General features: G+C 48.3%; 24 protein-coding genes and 4 pseudogenes. 3 read left to right on the top strand and 25 right to left on the bottom strand.

The window, feature by feature from the left end; translation table 11 throughout:
- Positions 1–69: 69 nt before the first annotated feature.
- The 7 genes and pseudogenes from JCM10914_RS12840 to JCM10914_RS12810 form a co-directional block, all read right to left on the bottom strand.
- A complete protein-coding gene (locus tag JCM10914_RS12840; protein ID WP_023961513.1) occupies positions 70–558 on the bottom strand; it encodes a hypothetical protein in 489 nt (162 codons plus the stop codon).
- A 101-nt stretch (positions 559–659) separates the two neighbouring features.
- On the bottom strand, positions 660–1,181 hold the full coding sequence (locus JCM10914_RS12835; RefSeq protein ID WP_023961511.1) for an 8-oxo-dGTP diphosphatase: 522 nt from the start codon (positions 1,179–1,181) through the stop codon (positions 660–662).
- Between the two features lie 217 nt (positions 1,182–1,398).
- Positions 1,399–1,890, bottom strand: a complete 492-nt coding sequence (locus JCM10914_RS12830; RefSeq protein WP_023961509.1) for a GNAT family N-acetyltransferase — start codon at positions 1,888–1,890, stop codon at positions 1,399–1,401.
- 13 nt (positions 1,891–1,903) lie between these two features.
- Positions 1,904–2,374 carry a cyclase family protein gene (locus JCM10914_RS12825; protein ID WP_231638642.1) on the bottom strand — a complete coding sequence of 157 codons (471 nt, stop codon included), beginning with the start codon at positions 2,372–2,374 and terminating at the stop codon, positions 1,904–1,906.
- A 154-nt stretch (positions 2,375–2,528) separates the two neighbouring features.
- The gene (locus JCM10914_RS12820; RefSeq protein WP_023961504.1) at positions 2,529–2,717 is read right to left on the bottom strand and encodes a hypothetical protein; all 189 of its coding nucleotides are present in this window, start codon (positions 2,715–2,717) and stop codon (positions 2,529–2,531) included.
- 141 nt (positions 2,718–2,858) lie between these two features.
- Positions 2,859–3,644: a glutamate racemase gene (gene murI, locus JCM10914_RS12815; protein ID WP_036718044.1), complete on the bottom strand. Its 786-nt coding sequence runs from the start codon at positions 3,642–3,644 to the stop codon at positions 2,859–2,861.
- 328 nt (positions 3,645–3,972) lie between these two features.
- A pseudogene (locus JCM10914_RS12810) lies at positions 3,973–5,530 on the bottom strand (class I SAM-dependent methyltransferase).
- A 176-nt stretch (positions 5,531–5,706) separates the two neighbouring features.
- Between JCM10914_RS12810 and JCM10914_RS12805 the strand changes: the two are divergent.
- Positions 5,707–6,525 (top strand): lipase family protein, encoded by an 819-nt coding sequence (locus JCM10914_RS12805; protein WP_023961496.1) that lies wholly within the window; start codon positions 5,707–5,709, stop codon positions 6,523–6,525.
- Positions 6,526–6,603: 78 nt separating this feature from the next.
- Here JCM10914_RS12805 and JCM10914_RS12800 read toward each other — a convergent pair whose 3' ends face one another.
- The 5 genes and pseudogenes from JCM10914_RS12800 to JCM10914_RS12785 all read right to left on the bottom strand — a co-directional run bounded on the left by JCM10914_RS12800 (position 6,604) and on the right by JCM10914_RS12785 (position 10,754).
- On the bottom strand, positions 6,604–7,419 hold the full coding sequence (locus JCM10914_RS12800) for a carbohydrate ABC transporter permease (RefSeq protein WP_023961494.1): 816 nt from the start codon (positions 7,417–7,419) through the stop codon (positions 6,604–6,606).
- Positions 7,420–7,438: 19 nt separating this feature from the next.
- Positions 7,439–7,906, bottom strand: a complete 468-nt coding sequence (locus JCM10914_RS31815; protein ID WP_370570243.1) for a carbohydrate ABC transporter permease — start codon at positions 7,904–7,906, stop codon at positions 7,439–7,441.
- 14 nt (positions 7,907–7,920) lie between these two features.
- The gene (locus JCM10914_RS31810; RefSeq protein WP_370570240.1) at positions 7,921–8,310 is read right to left on the bottom strand and encodes a carbohydrate ABC transporter permease; all 390 of its coding nucleotides are present in this window, start codon (positions 8,308–8,310) and stop codon (positions 7,921–7,923) included.
- Positions 8,311–8,313: 3 nt separating this feature from the next.
- Positions 8,314–9,596 (bottom strand): annotated as a pseudogene (locus JCM10914_RS12790) (ABC transporter substrate-binding protein).
- Between the two features lie 27 nt (positions 9,597–9,623).
- Positions 9,624–10,754: an LLM class flavin-dependent oxidoreductase gene (locus JCM10914_RS12785; RefSeq protein ID WP_023961484.1), complete on the bottom strand. Its 1,131-nt coding sequence runs from the start codon at positions 10,752–10,754 to the stop codon at positions 9,624–9,626.
- Positions 10,755–11,025: 271 nt separating this feature from the next.
- On the opposite strand from JCM10914_RS12785, the gene JCM10914_RS12780 reads away from it, so the two are divergent.
- Entirely contained in the window at positions 11,026–11,880 is an 855-nt protein-coding gene (locus tag JCM10914_RS12780; protein ID WP_023961482.1) for an AraC family transcriptional regulator, read from the top strand.
- A gap of 71 nt (positions 11,881–11,951) precedes the next feature.
- Here the strand turns inward: JCM10914_RS12780 and JCM10914_RS12775 are convergent, their stop codons facing one another.
- The 12 genes and pseudogenes from JCM10914_RS12775 to JCM10914_RS12730 all read right to left on the bottom strand — a co-directional run bounded on the left by JCM10914_RS12775 (position 11,952) and on the right by JCM10914_RS12730 (position 18,830).
- Positions 11,952–12,812, bottom strand: a complete 861-nt coding sequence (locus JCM10914_RS12775) for an aminoglycoside phosphotransferase family protein (protein WP_023961480.1) — start codon at positions 12,810–12,812, stop codon at positions 11,952–11,954.
- A 22-nt stretch (positions 12,813–12,834) separates the two neighbouring features.
- On the bottom strand, positions 12,835–12,972 hold the full coding sequence (locus JCM10914_RS28865) for a hypothetical protein (protein WP_156332318.1): 138 nt from the start codon (positions 12,970–12,972) through the stop codon (positions 12,835–12,837).
- Positions 12,973–12,992: 20 nt separating this feature from the next.
- Complete coding sequence (locus tag JCM10914_RS12770; RefSeq protein WP_023961478.1) at positions 12,993–13,661, bottom strand: HAD family hydrolase; 669 nt, start codon at positions 13,659–13,661, stop codon at positions 12,993–12,995.
- A 32-nt stretch (positions 13,662–13,693) separates the two neighbouring features.
- Positions 13,694–14,110: pseudogene (locus JCM10914_RS12765) on the bottom strand (VOC family protein).
- Positions 14,111–14,135: 25 nt separating this feature from the next.
- Positions 14,136–14,798 (bottom strand): PolC-type DNA polymerase III, encoded by a 663-nt coding sequence (locus JCM10914_RS12760; RefSeq protein WP_158442466.1) that lies wholly within the window; start codon positions 14,796–14,798, stop codon positions 14,136–14,138.
- Positions 14,799–14,883: 85 nt separating this feature from the next.
- On the bottom strand, positions 14,884–15,015 hold the full coding sequence (locus tag JCM10914_RS30215; RefSeq protein ID WP_231638635.1) for a GNAT family N-acetyltransferase: 132 nt from the start codon (positions 15,013–15,015) through the stop codon (positions 14,884–14,886).
- Positions 15,016–15,065: 50 nt separating this feature from the next.
- Entirely contained in the window at positions 15,066–15,389 is a 324-nt protein-coding gene (locus JCM10914_RS30210) for a GNAT family N-acetyltransferase (protein ID WP_023961472.1), read from the bottom strand.
- 26 nt (positions 15,390–15,415) lie between these two features.
- Positions 15,416–15,832: a hypothetical protein gene (locus JCM10914_RS12750; protein ID WP_023961470.1), complete on the bottom strand. Its 417-nt coding sequence runs from the start codon at positions 15,830–15,832 to the stop codon at positions 15,416–15,418.
- A 132-nt stretch (positions 15,833–15,964) separates the two neighbouring features.
- Entirely contained in the window at positions 15,965–16,375 is a 411-nt protein-coding gene (locus JCM10914_RS12745) for a DUF6157 family protein (RefSeq protein WP_023961468.1), read from the bottom strand.
- 206 nt (positions 16,376–16,581) lie between these two features.
- Positions 16,582–17,130, bottom strand: coding sequence for a DinB family protein (locus tag JCM10914_RS12740; RefSeq protein WP_036718039.1), 549 nt, complete (start codon positions 17,128–17,130; stop codon positions 16,582–16,584).
- A 160-nt stretch (positions 17,131–17,290) separates the two neighbouring features.
- A complete protein-coding gene (locus JCM10914_RS12735; RefSeq protein ID WP_023961464.1) occupies positions 17,291–18,064 on the bottom strand; it encodes an SDR family NAD(P)-dependent oxidoreductase in 774 nt (257 codons plus the stop codon).
- Between the two features lie 29 nt (positions 18,065–18,093).
- Positions 18,094–18,830: pseudogene (locus JCM10914_RS12730) on the bottom strand (SDR family NAD(P)-dependent oxidoreductase).
- 200 nt (positions 18,831–19,030) lie between these two features.
- Between JCM10914_RS12730 and JCM10914_RS12725 the strand changes: the two are divergent.
- Positions 19,031–19,633 carry a TetR/AcrR family transcriptional regulator gene (locus tag JCM10914_RS12725; RefSeq protein WP_023961458.1) on the top strand — a complete coding sequence of 201 codons (603 nt, stop codon included), beginning with the start codon at positions 19,031–19,033 and terminating at the stop codon, positions 19,631–19,633.
- Positions 19,634–19,669: 36 nt separating this feature from the next.
- Here JCM10914_RS12725 and JCM10914_RS12720 read toward each other — a convergent pair whose 3' ends face one another.
- Positions 19,670–20,272, bottom strand: a complete 603-nt coding sequence (locus JCM10914_RS12720) for a C39 family peptidase (RefSeq protein WP_231638634.1) — start codon at positions 20,270–20,272, stop codon at positions 19,670–19,672.
- Positions 20,273–20,488: the final 216 nt, after the last annotated feature.

Raw genomic sequence — 20,488 nt, 5'->3', positions numbered from 1 at the left:
TCCTCCATATGTTTTATCTTCGTTGTTATACGTTATACGTTATAAATACCTGTACCCTGCCCATGAGCACTAAGACTCACCCGCTGGAGAGTGTATATTGATTGTCGCGGTTGTCATCGTTTGATTATCCATGCCCAACACTTCGATTCCGATATGATCATGAAATATCCGATCACCGAATTCCCATGTATAGGACCATCCATCACTCTCATCCACATCGTAACCGATCAATACGCGTTCTTTTCTCGTCTCCGTTCCCGTAGGCGCGATCCAGAATAACACTGTTTGGGCGTTCTCCGCTTCCACCGTGATGGTCATCTGCGTAACCCCTTCATGAACGAGCCACCAGTTGCCATCGAACGGCAAATCTGCACGAACATCATGAATCTTAACCCGATAATCATCTGTTTGTTCCTGCTCCGCCTTTACTTGCTCAACTTTAGCCGGCTCAATCCGGTGGTCCACAACAGGTTGTCCAGCATGGTCAACAGGTGAGCACGATACCAGGAGCGGGAACAACAAGGCGCAACCTATTATTCCAGCAATCTTCCGTGCCACCCCAAGACCTCCTCTCTTCATTTACTCTTACGTACTTATACAACGGCTTGTATACACAACTGGTTATGGCTTCAACTCATCCTTTTTTCTAAAAAAGTGAATCATCGCGTATTTAAAGCCGTTATCATTCCGTGCTCAGTTTCAACCAATGGACTAATTCGGAGCATATGCTGCTCGACGAGTCGCCCATCGGCATATGTGCAACGGTGCTCGTAACAATCCGTATCGTGCATCATGCGTTCCAGCGATTCGGGAATATTAGCCGCAAGTCCCTGATTGGATCGGTTCAAGATCCAGTCGATCGATTTCCAATCCAGAATGCCTTCGACCGTTAATCTCGGTGTCTCATATTCAATATGTTCCGGTATTTCCGCAAGATACAAATACATGCCGCCGAAGTTCGCCCCATTCTTCGTCCACGTGACGATGCCTTTGAATGTTAGTGAGCAATCGACGATTCCTGTCTCTTCTTCCAACTCTCGAACCATTGCGGCTCTCGGCTGCTCCCCCGGCTCCAGCTTACCGCCGATGCCGTTCCAGCATCCCATCCACGGCGCCTTCGCTCGATTCAGCAGCAAAATCTGATCCCCGCGCTTAACAAAACAAATATTATAATTCAGCATGGTCTGTCGATTCCTTTTATCGTAGATTTCGGATTGTGCTCTACCCCTCAGAATTTCGCCTGTTCACGATGGTCCAGCTTCTGATTCAGTTAATCCAGCGAACGCTGCATGCGCTCCATCTTCCTCAGGGATGAGTTCTGATTCCCAATGATTCCAGCCAGTCCAACTAGCAATACAACAACGATAAAACCCATCATAAGAGACAATCTCCTTCCCTTTATGTAGTAGCGACTGAAGTGAAGACCTGAATCGGCCCGTCCCAGTCCGCTTCTCGAATTTCCTCAAAAGTCTGATCCGTGTACCTTCCTATGGCCTTCTTCCAGAACGTCTGAGCTGGAAGGTTTGCTTCAATCTGACCCACCTTCCATATCCCTTGAAACCGGCTAAACAGTGCAAAAGCTGCTTGCTGTCCGACCCCATGGTTTCGGTATTTTCTCATCACGAAAAATTCGGCCATAGAATATATGGGTATCTCATCTTGTGCGCCAATCTCTCGAACCAGTGCGAACCCGGCCAGCTTCCCGGCTACTCGAATGAAGAATGGATACCTGCTCGCTTCCGTCCAGTAATGATCCAAGAATCTATACTCATAACGTCCGCTCTCATGAACGTCCATCGGTTCAAATTCGCTGAAATCATATTGGTACAATTCGAGAAGATGGCTAAGAGTAGCTTTCCGCTCATATTCGACTTGCTCTATGGTGACCATTGCTTACCTCCTCTTATAACGCCCCATCACCGATCTCCCTGGCGATTACTCTCGCAATCGAGGAATCGGCCTGGATGTTTAGCGGCAGCGCGATAATCTCAAATCGATTCAACGCGAGGAGCTGCTCCACTCGAGTCAGATTCTCAATGATCAGAACATGGTGATGGAATAAATAAGAATGAATATCAAACGGATAAGTATCCGGCGAAGGCGTGTCCAAGCCGATCATCTTTACCTTTCTTCTTACCAAGCATTCCGCGAACCCCTGTGTTAACACGGGATAGTCGTTAAAATAATCCGGTTGACCATAATGGCGGCTATGGCCTGTATACAGAATCACGATCTGTCCTTCTTGAATACGATGCTCATATTCTTCCTTGTACTCCACGGTCTTGCTTCCCCTTACATCCAGCACGCAACCTTCACCTATGAAGGTGTCCAGAGGAAATTCATAAAGGTACTTCGGTATATCCAGTAAATGCATCGGGCCGTCGATATGGGTACCTGCATGCATATTAATGGTCAGTTCATGATTATTGTAGTTATCTCGCGGATCTGCTGGAGTGAATCAAACTTGTCTTTGCATCCCCCGGGTAAACCGGCATGCCATCTTGAATGCGATGACTAAGATCGATCATTTATGACCTCACACCTCCGTAACCGATTTCAAGAGGACTCGGCCCAGGATATGTTCTATCTTCGGCCGGGTCACGGTTCATCTCTTGCTTGGTTAAATTATCCACTTCCTCCACTGAATCGTCAACCCAGCTCCATCTTCGGTAGCCATCTCCTCGATACCATAGTCCATCTTTCTTTCCATTTTTCAACTGATGGTGCTCCAGACCATTATGTAGGTTGATCCGTCCGACGTACCAGGAAGCATTCGATTATAATTGAATAATCCCTTGTTAGATGAAATAAAAACAGACAACATGACCCACACCATCATGGTGCGGGTCTGTGTCTGCTTAGTGGGACTTCCTGGATCTACGCAGAAAATCAAGCGCTTCTTCCATCTTGGATGTATAGGAATCCGATTGAGCTGAATTTAACAGCTTGATATCGCTGCTCCCGTCTGTACGGAGCGATTCACGATGACGGAGCACGTGCGTTAGCCGCTTCACCGTACCCTGATTACCGTCGATGATGTGTATATGTGACGGCAATATTTGTGATAACAACTCAGTATAGAAGGGGAAATGGGTGCATCCCAGGACCACTGTGCCATAATCCGCGAGATTAAAGTCGGCAAGCTTGCGCTTGAAATAGTCCTCTATGGTCTGACGATCAAAATGAAGCGCCTCGCAATACTCCACCAGTTCGGGAAGCGGCAGCGAATCTACCATATGCTTCTCGTCCACGCGCTGAACCAGATCCCGGTATTTCGTCTCTTGCAGCGTTAGCGGCGTTGCGAATACCAGTATTCGCTTGCCCGTGGCCCGATTGATCTCGACCGCAGGCTTGACCGCAGGCTCCATGCCGATTACCGGAATCGCGTATTTTTGTCTAAGGTCCGAGATCGTGAGACTTGTCGCCGTATTGCATGCGATCACGATCGCCTTAATGTCATCCTCTGTCATGATCGATTCTATTGCCTGATGTATATACGATTGTACGTCCTCTTTCGGCTTGGTACCGTAGGGGACGTGCAGCGTATCGGCATAGAACAGAAAATCCTCACACGGAAGCATGTTCAAAGCGGTTGATAACACCGTCAAGCCGCCTAGCCCCGAATCAAAAAAAGCTATTCTCATCCTTCTCACCTGTCACTTGAATATTCATGTCATGGAAATGCTCTGCTATTTCTCCAGTATGACCAGCGAGTGCGACGTAGCGACGGCCCCGCTGCTCATCGGACGCTGACTGGCAACCTTCCAGCCCTCCATCAGCAAGGCGTTTAACTCATCCACATTATTCTTCTTATCCGTTAAGTAATACACTACGATGCTTTTTGCATAATGTCGCCCTTCTTTCTTCTAGAAAAATAGGATACTACACTCTCTATCATTCTACCATCTAAGCAACCAACCGATATGGAGGTGAACCGCTCTAATTCGAACCTCGCATCACCTAGGCGTCTTCTTATACACTCTCGCCCAGCGCCGCTAACAACGCAAGTGCTTCCTCATGGTCGGGCTCAAGGACGAGCGCTCTCCGGGTATAGCTAACGCCAAATCATCCATCTCCAGCTCATAACAGCAGATCGCAAGACAATACAATACGGTTGGCACAGGCTCTTCTTCTTCGACTTCGACCGACTGTTCCAGGAACCATTTGGCATCTTCATAGCAGTCCATCTCGAACAGAATCAATCCAGCGTCAAGCGCAAGATCGTAACGCTGCTCCATCACATAATACGCAGACCACATCTTATAGATACCATGCTTCAGATCAAGAAGTTCCTCGTCATTGGCATCCGGCAGCAATGCCGAGATGGCTTTGGCACTCTGAATGAAGAATTCCGCATCGTAACCGCCGAGCCGCCAAAAGCCGAGTATTTGCTGCATCCCCATCGTATCAATGCGTTGATCGACCCATTCTTTCATGCAGTAGAATTCGTCCGGGCCGAAACGCTCAATGAATTGCCGGTAAGCTAATCTCGTGTTCACATAGCGTCCGGGCGCGTCCAGCATTAAGAAGCAGCCGATGTTAATGTTCTTATAATGGTGGGGAGGGAACAGGATCTCTCCGCCGCGCTGTTCGTATACGTATTGAATCGCATGATAATTAGTGGTTAATGAGAAACTGCCATGAAAAATCAGCTCCGGCGGACCTGCAAATTTCCAGTTATCCAGACGATGGTCTCCTTTATCAGCCGTAAGAAGCACCATACCTGCAGAAGACCATTGATCTAACCGATCCAGTAACGTCAGACCATTGGTTGGAAAGAGGATGTGCGAATCCTCGAGTTCCTGTTGGTACAACGCGATCACGTCACGGTAGGGATATGTTGGTTCTTCATACTCCGGCGCGCGCTGGTAGACGTACTCCAGCTTCATGTTCTGCAATATATCCGAAGGCGGCATCGACTCCGACCCTTCCGGAAGCTCAACCAGCACATCGCTTTCAAAAATCTTCCCGTCCCCGACATAAAGCAGTTCTTGCGGGATACCGTCGAAGAAGTAATTCGCCACAATGATTAACGGCTGCGCCAAGTCACCTGCCTGTATCGTCGTCTCGGAGACGACGAGCGCAAGATCGGTGTCATGCACAGCATCAAAGGTAGCGAAATCCAGCAAACCCTGTTGAATATAGCCCTGCAGTGCAGGATGCTGACGCCAGGCCTCTACATTTTTGGCTGCCAGATCGGTCATCACATATCGGAAGGGGGGAAGCTCAATCCCTGTATAATCCTTTAACTCGCACAACTCATGCAGCACGTGAAAGGCAAATCGACCTGCTCCCGCACCAATCTCCAGAATCGTAACAGGCTCCATTGAGTCATTCAGGTTTACGCGATCGCGAAGGAAACCGAATATCATCTCGGCATACGCCGTGGCGATCATTGGGTTGCTGGTTATATATTGTGGCACTTGGTCGTTATTCCAGGCTTCATTCCAAGCTCTTCATAATACTTGCGTTGCAGCTCCCATATAGGAGCTTCGGTAAAACGGTATCGCTGCTGTTTCTGATTTGTCATGAATTGGACCCTGCTCTCTCTTGAATCTTGATATAAAAAAATCTCACTGCCAGCAATCGTACCATATTCCCGCCCACTTCGAAAATCCTGAAGCTTACAGATCATCAAGATCATAGGCTTATGCACCTGGTCAAGCGCTGCTTCATATGATGGAGCAGCAGAGAGGTGGGATGTTCATGGGGATGACAAAAGATCAAGTGCAGCGAGCCATATTCATGGCAGCCGTCTGTTCTGAAACCTACACCCAATTCATGAACCCTGACGGTTCATTCGTCCTGCCATCCGCATACACGCTGTATGACACGATTGAGGCCAAGTCGCTGAACCGAATATGGGAACCCTTCGGATTCATCATCCAATCCGATACGGAAATCATCGTAGCGTTCAGAGGTACCAGCTCAACGACCAATTGGATCGACGACGCCATGGCTTCGCAGATCCCGTTCAAATATATTAAAGAATCTTGCCTTACCCATCGAGGTTTTACCAATATCTATGCTTCTGCTCGTAAGCAGGTTCTCTCCGCCCTGTCCAAGCTCTCATCTGACAAAGCGTTGTTTATTACCGGCCATAGCCTTGGCGGTGCATTAGCGACGATGTGTGCAGTGGATATAGCTTCGAATACCGATTATACTCCCTTCTTGTTCACCTATGGCTCGCCGCGAGTTGGTGATTCGGATTTCGTCAGAGCTTGCACGCTGCACGTTCCGAACAGCTATCGTATCGCCAACTTGTATGATGTGGTAACGTATGCTCCGCCGTTAATTCTCAAGCTTCCAAGGCAAGACACCACCTTTTACTACAATCATGTCCCTATCTTGTTCCAGCTCGAATTCATGAACGGCTCCATTGCAGCCAATCATATCATTAGCAGCTATTTCACGGCGCTGGCTGAGCTCGATCCCGAATTTACAGGAAGGCTATGCTCAGCCAACCCCGGATTCTGCCCCGAGACGGAGGCGAACGTACCGAAGGTCCAGGTGCCGGTTAAATAAGATACAAGTCGAACAGGCGTCCACTCCGGCAAGAAGCCATGAGGAACGCCTATCGCATTATGTGATTACGTTCGCGGCTTATCCCTTTAACGATCCGGCAAGCGCTCCCGTTATGAAATACCGCTGCAAGAAAATGAACAATAGGATCATCGGCAAGGCCGTAACCAAGACACCTGTCATGAGCAGCGGGTAATCCGTCATATACTCGCCTCTGAATTGCAACAGCGCGAGTGGCAGCGTAAGTTTGTCCTTACCGACCAGAAGCAGCATCGGGAACAACAGGTCGTTCCATACGATCACGAACAGGAACGCCGACGTTGCCGCCAGATACGGTGCGCACAATGGAAATACGATCCGTGCCAACAATCTGTACTCGCCTGCTCCGTCGATCTCCCCCGCCTCCAGGATCTCCTTCGGGAGCGTCTTCATGAAGCCGGTCAGCATGAACACGGATAACGGCAGCAGCACCGACACCGTTACGAGAATGAGCCCCATATGGCTGTTCGTCCAGCCCAGCCGCTGCAGCATCGAATAAATCGGAATCATGTTGACCTGCGAGGGTACCATCAATCCAATCGCGAAGAGGGAGAAGAGAATGCCCCCGACAGCATGCTTGCCATAACGCATTATTGCATAGGAGATGCTGCCGGCCAGCAGCAGTACAAGCAGTACGCTGGTAAGGGTGACGATGACGCTATTTTTGAAATACGTCCACATCGGCTGCCTGGTGAACAAAGTCTCGATGTTATGCATGGAGAAACTGCTCGGCAATCCCATCGGATTGGCGTAAAACTCCGGCGTCGTCTTGAACATCGTGAATACCACGATCAGCAGCGGGCCGATGATGATGACGGCGAACACCACAAGCAGGATTTTGCCTAATACGTTGATCATATCCCGCACCTCCCTTTCGCTAGTAGGATACCCGATCCGTCCGCAGCAGCTTGAACTGCAGGAACGTAATGATCGAGATCAGAATCAGGAAAAAAACGGACGCGGTCGCAGCTTTGCCAAACGCATAGTTCATGAACGCTGAATTGTAAATATAGGTGGATATGATTTCGGTCGAGTAGGCGGGGCCACCGCCCGTCATCGTGAACACCAGGTCAAACGCCTTGAAAGATTGGATCGTCGTATATGACACAACAATGGCGGCCGCAGGCGCAAGCAGCGGCCAGGTGACGCGCAGGAACAGACCAACCTTCGTGGCGCCATCCAATCGAGCCGCTTCAATCAACTCGGGCGGAATCGCCTGCAGCCCGGCTACGAACAACACCACCATCTGCCCGATATGCGCCCAGGCTTGCACAGCCGCAATCGAGAAGATCGCAAGCGACGCATTGCCGATCCAGTTCTGGGTCCAGCTCTCCAGTCCCATCATCGTCAGCAACTGATTCAAAGCACCGGTGGACGGATCATAGATGAATGACCAGATGAACCTACCGAGACCGATGACAGAATTGTAGGCACGAAATAGAGCGCGCGCAACATGACGTTCACTTTCGACTTCTTGTTGATCTGCAGCGCCAACAGCAGCGAGACGACCGTCTGGACAATGACAACGAACAGCATGAACTTGAGATTGTTCATCAGCGACTTGCCGAAGATGATATCATCCTTCAGCAGCTTGTAATTGTCGATCCCGACATACTGATAGGACGGCGATAAGCCGTCCCAATTCGTAAAGGAATAATAAAGCGCCGTTATGGTTGGATACAGAAACAGTACGGCATAGAGCAAGACCCCCGGAAGAATAAACGGTATTAATCTAAGATGCCTCTTCATGGCTTATCGTCCAATCTGTTGATCGACGATCGCTTGCGCATCCGCTGCTGCTTGGGACGGCTCGATACCGCCAAGCACGGCTTGGATGGAGCTGGTTATCGCTTTCTGAACCTCGGCGTTGTTAATCTTGAAGCGAGGCTGGAAGCGGGTCTTCTTGCTGGTCCATTCACTGACTGCCTTTAATTCATCCGATGTGTACTCTACCCCGTCGACCGTCACGTTCTGTCCCGTTCCATTGGCGTATTCTGCCGCAACTTCAGCACGACTCAGATACTGAAGGAACAACTTCGCTTCCTCAGGATGCTTCGACTTGCTATTAATCGCCAGCATGTACGTGGTTGTGTGAATCCCCTCAAATACAGCCTCATCCGCAGCTACGGTTATCGGTGCCAGCAAGCCTTGTACCAGATTCGGATTACCGGCTTTGTTGCCCGCTAGCTGGAACGAACCTGTGCCGAGGATAGCGGCTTTCTCTTGAATAAAGAGCGCATTGGCTGCATCGGTCTTCGTGCCGACGGCGTCTTTCTGGAAATAACCCTTATCGTTCAACTCTTTGAACTGCGTTAACGTCTTCACCCACCACTCCTCGGTCAGCTTCGTCTCGCCTGCTTCCAGCTTGCCGAAGATCTCTTCGTCGGGCGCATTGTTCATCACCATCGTGTTCATAAGTTGTCCCGGACCGATATCCGCACCCGGGAACGCGATCGGTATGTATCCGGCCTGCTTCAACGTTTCCATCGCAGCCAGGAACTGATCCCAGTCCTGTGGTATCTCGATGCCAAGTTCGTCGAAGATCGTTACGTTATAGATCGGCATATTATACACCAGTTGATAGGGGATGGCATATTGCTTGCCGTCTTTCTGCCCAGCTTCGATCAAGGATGGCGTGTAGGCCGATACAAAGCTCTCCCCGCTTAGATCCAGGAACAATCCCGCCTTGGCAATCGCCTCGAACTGCGCGCCTGGGAAGGCGGTGAACACATCGCCTACTGAACCGTCAACCAGCTTCGCCTGAGCGGTTGCCTGGTATTGATCGGAAGGAAACACCTGCGGCTCTACTTTAATATTCGGGTGCTCCGCTTCGAATTTCTGGATAATGCCGTCTAAGACGCCACGTCCTCGCCGCGCCAGTGGATGAAGCTGAGCGTTACGTTACCATTCCCAGCACCGTCACTTCCGCCGGAGCCTGATGAAGCATCTTTATTACCGCCGCAAGCGGAGATCACCATGGTAAATACGAGAATCATCGATATCCATAATGATGCTTTGTATGACTGTCTGTTCATGCAAACTCCTCCTTCGTATCGTGAAATTTATATAAGTCCGCGTTCCGCCAGTTTGGCTTGCAGCACCGGCATTAACAGCTTACCGGTGATCTCGGCTTCTTCCAGATGCGGATAACCGGAAAGAATAAACGAAGTGACCCCGATGTCAACGAATTCCATTATTCGTGCCGTTACTTGTGCCGGCGTTCCGACAAACGCCACGGCGCCGCCGCCGCGGATCGCAGATAATCCGGACCACATATTCGGCGCAATTACATAATCGTTCTCCACTGACTGACGGAACAGATCCATCTGCCGCTCCTGTCCCTTGGCATCCGTCTTGGCATGCAACTTCTCCTTCGACTTCACTTGCTCCGGATCCGCCTTGCTGAGAATGCGCCATGCAGCATCCCAGGCTTCTTGCTCGGTCTCTCTTACGACTAACTGCGCGCGCATTCCATACCGAAGCGTCCGGTCAAGGCCATCGTTCTCCCGCTGCTCCTGCAAATACCCTTCCATCTCCGAGATTTGCTCTTGAATCCAGTCGAGCGGTTCGGCCCACATCAAGTAGACATCAGCGGTTTTGGCAGCGGTCTTCTTGCCTGCCACCGAACTCCCGCCAAAATAGACCGGAGGATAAGGAGATTGGTACGTGGCCGGTTTACACGTGCCACCCTCAACGAAGTAATGCTTCCCCTCATAGTTAAAGCCCATTCCATCCTGACCGTCGTGCTTCCACACGCCTTCAACGACCTCCAGAAATTCCAGCGTCCGTTCATATCGTGCGTCATGCTGATCATAGAGAATATCCCCACACGCCTTTAAGTCCTGTGGGTAATGCCCGGTCACTACGTTCATCATGACGCGACCGCTTGACATCTGATCCAGGGTCGCTGCCGTTCGGGCTGCCAGTACGGGGGAGATGAGTCCTGGACGCAAAGCAACCAGGGCTTTCAGTTTCGTTGTTTGCGAGGTAATCCATGAGCCGACAATAAATCCGTCCCAGCAATCGCCGCCTGCCGGGATCAATGTGAATTCATACCCGGCTGCCTCTGCCGCCTTCGCGACTGCTGTCAAATATTCCGGTGATGCCGGACGCTGCGGGGCGATGCCGATATATTCGCCGTCTCCCGTCGTAGGAATAAACCAGCCAAGTTCTACTCTTTGTTTGTGTGACAAAATGTGTTCCTCCCTCAAGCTACGTCGTTCCTTCTGCATGTTCATATACCGTTGTCATGTGTGATAAAGCGAAGCCAAATGTAATATATCCTATATAATTACTTGGAATAGTATGATATAAGTAGATTATATCGACGACATCCCATTCGTCTATGTCATTTTGTTGGTTGTTGCATTTGTCATTATTTGATGAAGGTAGCTTCTGCAGCTTATACAGGCGATTTGCGGTTTTTTTTACTACCAGAAGATTTGGTAAAAAGAGGTGTTCATCATGTTTACGAATATGCGGGAGGATGCCCATGAGTGGTTGCATATCCATTACTTTACGCCAACGACCTTCGAAAAAGCCGGTCCCATCTGGCCGATTCGACTTGGCGCCAATGTCGCCAAACCGCATTATCATATCGGACCGCGGATATCCCCTTACTACTATCTGCTCTGCATCTTAGACGGGGAAGGGACATTCCGTCAGAGCGGGGGAGAGTACCCGCTGCGCAAGCATGATATCTTCTGTCTCTTTCCCCAGGTGACCCATGAGTACTATACGAATCCGGAGAAACCGTTAAGAAAAGCATTCATCGCCTTTGACGGCAAGCATGCGTTATCCAGTCTTAACCGAATCGGTCTTACCCCGGAAAAACCGCACGCCGCTTCGCGCGTGAATCAAGAGACGCTGGACATTATGCAGTCTTACTTCAACCATGACACAACGGACTATACGCGGGTCAGCCACCTGTACCAGCTCTTCCACCAGCTATCGCTCACCGTACCCGACCGGAAGACTCAGCATACTTCAACCCCTCCTAGCTGGCTGGAGAAGGGGCGGGATTATCTAGAAATTCATTATGCGGACCAGATTACGATTGAGCGGGTCGCTCATCACGTCGGGATCGAGCGCACGCATTTCTCCAAGCAGTTCCAACGCGAATACGGCTGCTCTCCGATCCACTATCTGCAGCGGCTGCGGATGACGGAAGCGGAGTTGCTGCTGCAGGGCACCGATTATAAAATGAGCGAAATCGCCCACTCCGTCGGGTATTCGGATCTGCCCACCTTCTCCAAAGCATTCAAGAAACATTATGGCCTGTCCCCCCATCACTACCGACAGCAGTTGCAGTCGGAATGAACGACATGACAAAGAACCTCCAAATGAGCTTTGGAGGTTCAGGGGAGAATGGGGCATTTTTTTCACAACACTTATAATAACCCCTCGTGCAAAAACGGGTTTGAACGCAGGATATCCTTCATTATGCGAAGCGTGTCTTTACTGAACATAATCGCCTTCGCTCTGTAGAACAACAATCCACGGATACAGGCCATGGCTTCAAACCGTGCCAGCTCTTCCGCGGAATACGGATATTCTTCCAAGATCGCTTTGTAATATAACGAGCCGTATCGCTCGCCCACAAATATCCGTATCAGCAACAACGACCAGGCGATATCGTACCTTGCATCCCCCCGCTGTCCGTTCGTCCAGTCGATTATGGAGTATGCCCCTTCATGAACTAACACGTTCCCCAGGTTCATGTCACCATGAATCAGAACATCCTGTTTCAGTTCACTTCGTTCCACCAATTGAACAAGAAGTTGAAACAGATCCGCGTGATGTTCAATCGAAGGATAGAAGTAGGGGATGAAATCAAACGTCGGTGCAAGTTCAGGCTCTATGTCGCTCAGCGGCACCTGATGTATACTCGACATCATCTCCACCAGCTTCCGAATGATGGCAGGGCTTAGTTTGGCAAGCGGAGTTCCATCATAGGTGGTCAGCAGCACCTGATTCTGTTCGGAATCGATTCCCCAAGCCACGGGTAGGGAGACGGGGAGGTCATGATGATGCAGCACTTCCAGCAGTTTGTATTGCCGCTCTATGCTCGGCTTGGAACTCTTATTCCATATTTTTAGAACATAGCTGCCGATCGGCGCGTCGAGCTTGATCACCTCGGCCTCCAATCCGGCTTCCAGTGCAGTATACATCACTTGATCATGGTTCTCCAGCAGCATCCCCAGTTCAGGTCTGCGCTCTATCCAGCGGATTGAGCTTATCGGATCATTCATATGTATCTCTCCTTCTCCCTAATTACATAAAATGGTCTTTATACCACAATCCCGCGATGAAGATGATCTGAAACAAAAAGAGGAGTGCAAATACGGCAATCGTCCCGATGGCAAGCAGCCATAGTGAAAGTTTTAAGCTTCGTTTCAAAAACGTCCTCATCTTTCCTCCTTGTGCCCTGGTTAACAGATTTCGATCAAATCCCGCAGATGTGTGATCTTATGCTTCGGGACTACGGTAAGGTTCTCATGCCAAGGCTGATTGACCTCGAACCAGATCGTCTGCATGCCGTATCCCCCGGCACCTTGAATGTCGTTCACCGGATGATCTCCGATATAGAGACATTCGTCTGCGCTTATCCCTAGCTGCGCAACAGCCATCTCAAAAATCCCGGCATGCGGCTTCTTAACTCCCGCTTCTTCAGAGACAAGGATCACATCGAACCAGTCACGCATGTCAAGCTGATCGATTTTGCCGTATTGGATATGGGTCTTGCCGTTCGTGATCAGCCCAATCTTATAGTTCTCTCCAAGCTGACGAATGACTTCCTCAGCCCCCTCCATCAAGCAGGCGCTCTTCACATAGTGCTCGGCATAATAATCCAGCAGCTCCGCAATCCCAGGTTTCGTCTGCCACGGCAGTTCTTCCAGCAGTTCCGTAAAGAGTTCCTGCTTGTCCTTATACCCGTCTTGATCCAGTTCGATGATACGTTCGATCATGTCTGCTGGGTTATTTACGTGGCTAAAGTATTGGAGCACGACGGAATCGATAAACCTCCTAAAAGTGGTTCCCCTGTCCAACAACGTGTTATCCAGATCGAAAATTATGGCTTTAACGTTTCCCAATCCCATTGATATCTCCTCCCGACTTTCTTGTCCTTAACCTAAGAAATGCCTGTCGTGTTCTGCAAGACGATGCGCCACCCGTCCGGGTCGCTGATCGTAATCCCTTGCTGCTTCCAATACGGATTCTCCGGCTCAACTTCCGGATAACCCATTGCATTCAATCTCGACACGACTTGATCCCTGATCTCCACATCTGGGATGTAGAACACCAACAAATTATCATCGGATGGAGGTGGTGCAGGTACGGCAGCCTTATATTGCGTAAATTCCAAGTGATAGTCCACATTCGGCAACCCGAACATGACGCCATCATAACCTTCATGATCCGCAAATTAAGCCACGATCTCCAATCCGAGACCGGTATTGTAAAATTCAATGATTCTCTCAAGCTGATGTGTTGGTCGTGCGACCCGAAATTGAACGGCAGGAAACTGGGCTGACCATGGTGTATTCATAAATTCCTCCTCATCGCGCCTAAATCTACATTATTTTTTCGAACTGAACCCTTTTTACAAGCAGCGGTTGTTCAATTTCGATCTTTACCAGTTCTCTCAGTTCCAATTCTATTAATAATTTAGCGAATATGCGTCCAATCAATATGCTATCTCCGAGTGCCGTATGTCTTTGGATATCGGAGTCATCAATTTCCAGATGTCGTATCAACAAGTTCGTGGATATCACGTCCTTTATTTCAGGATATAGATAGGTGAACAATACTTTTGTATCGAGGATTGAATTGGACAGCATCATGATTTCGTGTCTCCTGCATTCATTCTGCAGCAGCGGCCAGTCGAACTCGTATCCTGCTTGCGTGACCAAAACCGTTCCTTCCGTGAAGTCAACGAAATCCTGAAATATTTCGGAGAACGATGGGGCCTGCTCAACATCTTGATTGTAGATACCCGTAAGTCGCTCGATGGCTGCGGGAATGCGTTTGGAAGGCTTGACCAACGTCTCCAACGTCTTCTCTACCTTGCCTGATGACGCATCCAGCAGAATGGCGCCAATCTGAGTAATCTGGTCTTCCATTTCATCCGGTCCGGTTGCTTCCACATCAAAGATGCAGTACCTACGGGAATGCATCTGATCAATCAAAAGCTCAGATATCGTGTATTCCGTGTCAGAAACGATTTCAATCTTCATTTTATTCTTCCCTTTCACCTGACCTAAATAAGATGATCCAAAGGTGACCGCTCCGCTTCTTCCCAAAACAATATAGGCCATAACCTCATTTCAATCTTAATACCATTAGAGTCTCATCCCAATACTGGCCCTCATATTTTAATGCTCGAGGTTCTACACCATAAACTTGGAATCCGATGGATTCATATAGTTTCTTGCCAGGCTCATTCGTTACCACGACGGTGAGTCCTATTTGCTCTAAACCTTCTATCTCTTTGGCTTTCTCTATTAACCCTGCATCAATTGACGACCAATTCCCTTGCCCCGCATATCGGAACTTACATACATGCCAAACACATTTCCTTTATGAGCCGTTTTCGTTCCGACCTCCCGTACAAATGTAACGATGCCTGCTAACTTCCCGCTAGCTTCAAATGCTCCTAAAACAAACTTATCCTTACTAAGTTTCACCCGTTCCATCATCGTTTCCATTGAAAAAGAGGCTTCCCGTTCATACGTTGATCCGAACGCATAGGCATCCGTCTGTAGACCCTGCAATCTTAACTCTTGATACAATGAAGCATCTGATTCATGAAGAACTCGTATTTTCATGATGACAAACTCCGCTTCTATGTTTTTTATTTTGTATCTACTTCCTTGTTCGGAGAATCCACAATGACGATGGACTTAGGGATTTGAGCTAATCGGGTCAATGAAATTCTCACACCTTGCCCTTTTTTCAGTTGCTGCAGCACCCCAGGCACGTGTACCCTATACTTCTTCAGTCTCCCGTCTAATTGACTCACATGAACGGTCTCACCTTGTTGGTGGACGATTTGTCCTTGAATTTCTCTGGTTGCGGATGTAATCATATCGGTAATAACGATGCCTACGAAGCCTGCGTACCCCAAAACGACTATAAACCATATGAACCCAATTCCTGAAGGTGAGTATCGGTCGTGATGCAACAGAAATACAACAATGGAAAGAAACAATAGGATAGTACTCAAATACAGGTATCGGATTAACCATTTATTGACGTTCAGATCCATCATGAAATCCCCCTTGATTGTTATTCACGCCGTTTGCGCTTACCTTACTCCTTATCTTTCTAGCATATGAACTTACAGTTCGTAATATGTGGAAAAAGATGCTAGATTGAAGTAGTCATTCATATTTTCATATGTTTACTTACGACCTGAACGCATTGCCTTAACATGTTTCAGACGTTGATCCTGCTTCATTTCTTGGTATTCATCCGACTCCACAGCGTACAGTGCAACTTTGCCTTCGGCATCATGATGCATACCCCAGCCATAGCGCTTGCCTAATGATGAGGTCCTAAGGCATGGCTGGCCCTTGCTGAAAAACTTCGTCCGCTCCACCTGTCTTTGTTCTTCAGTTATATCATTTCGCTGCGCGAATATTTCGAACAAAATCTCTTCTTGGGTGTAGCGGTACGGATGCCTGGCAATCATCTCATACTGTAAGACTGGTACCGTCTGCTTACCGTTCTTGGTCTGAGGGACCTCAGCCGCTTCGACCGGACAATCCTCTGAAACCTCGATAAACGTATCATAATAGTTCATGTCTTTCATGGGGATGTGACACCTCCTGTAAGTCCACTCTGCCGTATTTCCTGAATTCCTGCCTCAGTTTCCAATAAATTCAAGGAGATTCCAATGCCGGATCTTCGTTAACTCCCCATTTATTTTTCGTTTCCATTTCCATTAGACTTAATATTCATGAACGAGAGTGAAATAAAGATTATCTTCAAGAACTTGCATCTCATAAGGCACTCCTTCTAAGAAAGTGACGAGGGATCGATGACCCCAGCTCGCAAACCGTACCATTTCCGAAGCTGATTGATGTGGGCTTGATGATATCGACAATGGTCGGCTATATGCCATAACCCCCAGCGTATGGTTGCTTCCTTCTCTTGGTCATGTCCAAAAACGACAACACTGCTCAGATCAGCATCTGTCAATTGTGTACATGCGTCTCTCAGCATGTCCAGTACATCTCCATGCGTCGAGGTCAGCTTGTTCCAAGACACCCCCTCGATCATCGGAAGCTGTTGATGTTCATCCATCATGGGTCCATAGCGGTCTTTTAACGATTGAGGAAGTGGCTCCCCTTTAATCCGATAAACCCAGTTCAAATCAACGTAGGTGATGTGCCTTATTAATTGAGCGGTGCTATTATATTGGCGATGAGGCCCCTTGTAATCTACTTCTTCTTGCGACATACCCGCAGTGATCGAGTGGAGTCGTTGGCTGTTCTCTTTTACCACTGAGTACAGCATCCCAACGATAGGCGACATATTCGCTTCTCCTGACAGATCGTAAAGCATCCTCTCATTCCCCCAGCTCTTCGTGTTACTCTCTATTTTCTCCTCACATTATATTCCTAAATCCATATTATCCCAACACGTATCGAGACACAATAAAAAAGGCCCCCATTCGGCAATCACCGAACAAAGACCTTGGTATTCGCACATGCTATTCTGAAATTTACTGGTTCATCTGCCCGCCATCCACTGTGTAAATGGACTGCGATACATACGAAGCATCGTCCGACAGCAGGAAGATCGCTACATTCGCTACTTCATCTGCCTCTCCGTATCTTCCCATCGGCACAGCGGCACCGAATGCTTTTCTGGCTCCTTCAGCATCCTGGGGAACCGTATTCTTCTCGATTTGGCGCATCATGCGCGTATTAATTACACCAGGAGCAACCGCGTTTACTCTCACCCCGAATGGAGCCGTCTCCAGCGCAACCACTTTCGTCATGCCAATCACGGCATGCTTCGAGCTATTGTAACCGACAAAGCCTGGCGAACCGATAAGACCTGCACCCGAGGCGGTATTGACGATACTGCCGTATCCTTGTTTTTTCATGACAGGAACGACATACTTCAGGCCGAGGAAAGCACCCTTCACATTGACATTGAGGACCAAATCAAATGTTTCCGTTGGGTAATCCTCAACATTGGCTGTGATGCCTTCAATCCCTGCATTATTGAAAAAGCCATCGATTTGACCGAACTTCTCGACCGCTGCATCTACATAAGCTTTGACTTCATCTTCATTCGCCACATTGGCTTGCAGCGCAATTGCTCTCGCATCATCAAGACCAAGATCGGCGATCACTTGCTTGACGGCATCCAGATTTAGATCGACGAGAGCAAGCTTCGCCCCCTGTTCCGCCAGTTTCTTCGCGGTTGCAGTTCCGATTCCGCCTGCTGCACCCGTAATGACGACTACTTTTCCTTCAAACTTATTCATCGCTGTATCCCTCCATGTTGGATTGGTTATTATTGAGCGGTGTATCCACCGTCTACGGTCAGGGTATTGCCCGTCATGAACGAAGAATCATCCGATGCCATAAAGAGAACCGCCTTGGCCATTTCCTCTGCTTGTCCGAGGCGCTTCATTGGGGTGGCCGCAGCTAAAGCTTGCTTGCTCTCCTCCGGAATGATTGGCGTATCAATAAAGCCGGGCAGAGTGCGTTGATCCGAATATTCTGCTCGGCATACTCCAGTGCAAGTGATCGCGTTAAGTTAATAACGCCGCCTTTGGCAGCATTATAAGCTGCGGAGCCTGGAGATCCGACCCAGCCGTACATCGATGCAGTATTTACAATTTTGCCGCCGCCTGTCTTCAACATTTCACGGATTGCTTCACGAGCCACCAGAAATACCCCATCCAGATCGACATTTACCGTATTGCGCCATTCGGAATATTCCAGATCATGCGAAGAATGCACGCGCCCGATCCCTGCATTGTTGAAAACCACATCGACTTTGCCGAAGGTATCCACCGCTTGTTGGAAAATATGGGCTACTTCTTCTTCACTCGTAATATTGGCCTTAACGAATAACGCTTCGTGATTACGCGCTTTCAGCTCAGCCTCAAACGCCTTGCCTTTATCCTCATTTAAATCCACAAGCACTACCTTGGCTCCCTCTTCAGCGAATAGAAGCGCTGTCGCCGCACCGATGCCCGATGCACCACCGGTGATAACCGCAACTTGGTCTTGTAATTTTCCCATCTTGGAACCCCCCATGAAATTTATTAGAATAGTACTATCGTTGTTAGATAGTAATAATTTAAGATTTCAAGAATAGTACTATTTTGTTCTCAAATTAATTGTACTATTCTGTTCACATTTCACAATCATTAAGATGTTACGAAGTGTTCAATTGGTCAACACTTAGAACGAAACTGTCTTTTTTGGAGGTGCTCTTTTTCGTGAATCATGAACAAACGGTGACAACCAAGCGTAAAAATCGTACACAAGAACATCTCAAATCCGCCTTTATCAAACTGATCAAAGAGAAGGGATATCATACCGTAACCGTGAAAGATATCGTGGAGACGGCTGCCTATAATCGCAGCACGTTCTATGTGCACTATCAGGATAAAATCGAATTGGCGGAGGATCTGTTGACATCGATGCTGTTGGGACTGGAAGAGGCGGTTGGCAAGCCGTACATCCCTGGGCATAAAGTTTATACAGCCAATCTGGGGGCGCCATCCTTTAATATTATTGCTTACATTTACGAGCATCGTGACTTTTTCGAGCTCGTTAAGTATGAGGATACCTTACCCGGATTGCACACCAAATTCCCGCAAACCTTCGTGAAGATATACAAGGAGCGCTTTCGGTTCGAGACGATTGACCAGATTCCGGTTAATATGGATTACTTTAAGCGGTATACGGCCTATGGCTTTCATGGGCTGATCTTGAACTGGATCCAGAATGATTTCAGGGAATCGCAGGAGGATTTTATTCGAGAGGTCATTGATCTAACGAAGACGCATATGTATTCCGTGGAGTATGTGAAGGGATAAAATGAAAAAAGTCCGGTAGGGTTAACGGTACCGGACTTAAGTATTTTTGTGTATCGCTATGTAAGTATTGTTATAGAAAGGGACCCAAGTCTTCCACAAAGCCTCGAAATCACGAATCATCACTTTGCGATTATAGTATGTTTCATCACAATTGATGGTATGTTCCAGCGAATCTGCCAAATACATGTGTTCTTGATCATAACCCACCACGGGTACAAAATGCAGATACCTTTGCTGCGGATAAACTCGAATGAATACAATGACCGGAGTACCTTGATTCAGTTGTTTCTTCAACGTTTGCACGTTGCCGGAATAGAAAGACGCCTCATATCCCAGCTTCTTGAAATAGGTAAGGATGCCCTTGGGAACTATGGTGCCGTCCGCTAATTTTTTGGGGAAACGCTTATAAAGTTCGTTGCCATCTGCCTGTATTCCGAAATGTCGCAGTACATATGCACTGGAAAAGGCTGCGCACTCATTATGATGCTGAATATCCATGCGATTTGAAGTTTGAATGACAAATGAGAGCGGAATGTCGCTTATATCGCTTAAGTCCTTTCTAGGAAACTTAAAATAAGTGGCGATTAAACAAATTATTATCGTAACGATGACGATATTCAAGATCAGGGTGATTCCCACTGTGCTCTCCTCCGGAATGAATTTGTTACAACGAATGTACTCAACTCTTCAATTGAAATCAATGTGCGGCCAACATATCCCGGTCTGCCCCAGACAATAAAACGACTCTTCTTCTCTTCCTATATCTTCTGATTGTTCTTGCATCCAGTTCAAGTAGTTTGGCAACCGGTTCAACGTTCAACCGTATACACATTATCATCTCCAGTAAATACCATT

The sequence above is a fragment of the Paenibacillus sp. JCM 10914 genome, assembly GCF_001315105.1.
Classification (GTDB): domain Bacteria; phylum Bacillota; class Bacilli; order Paenibacillales; family Paenibacillaceae; genus Paenibacillus_AQ.
This window is presented reverse-complemented; position numbering and strand designations above follow the sequence as displayed.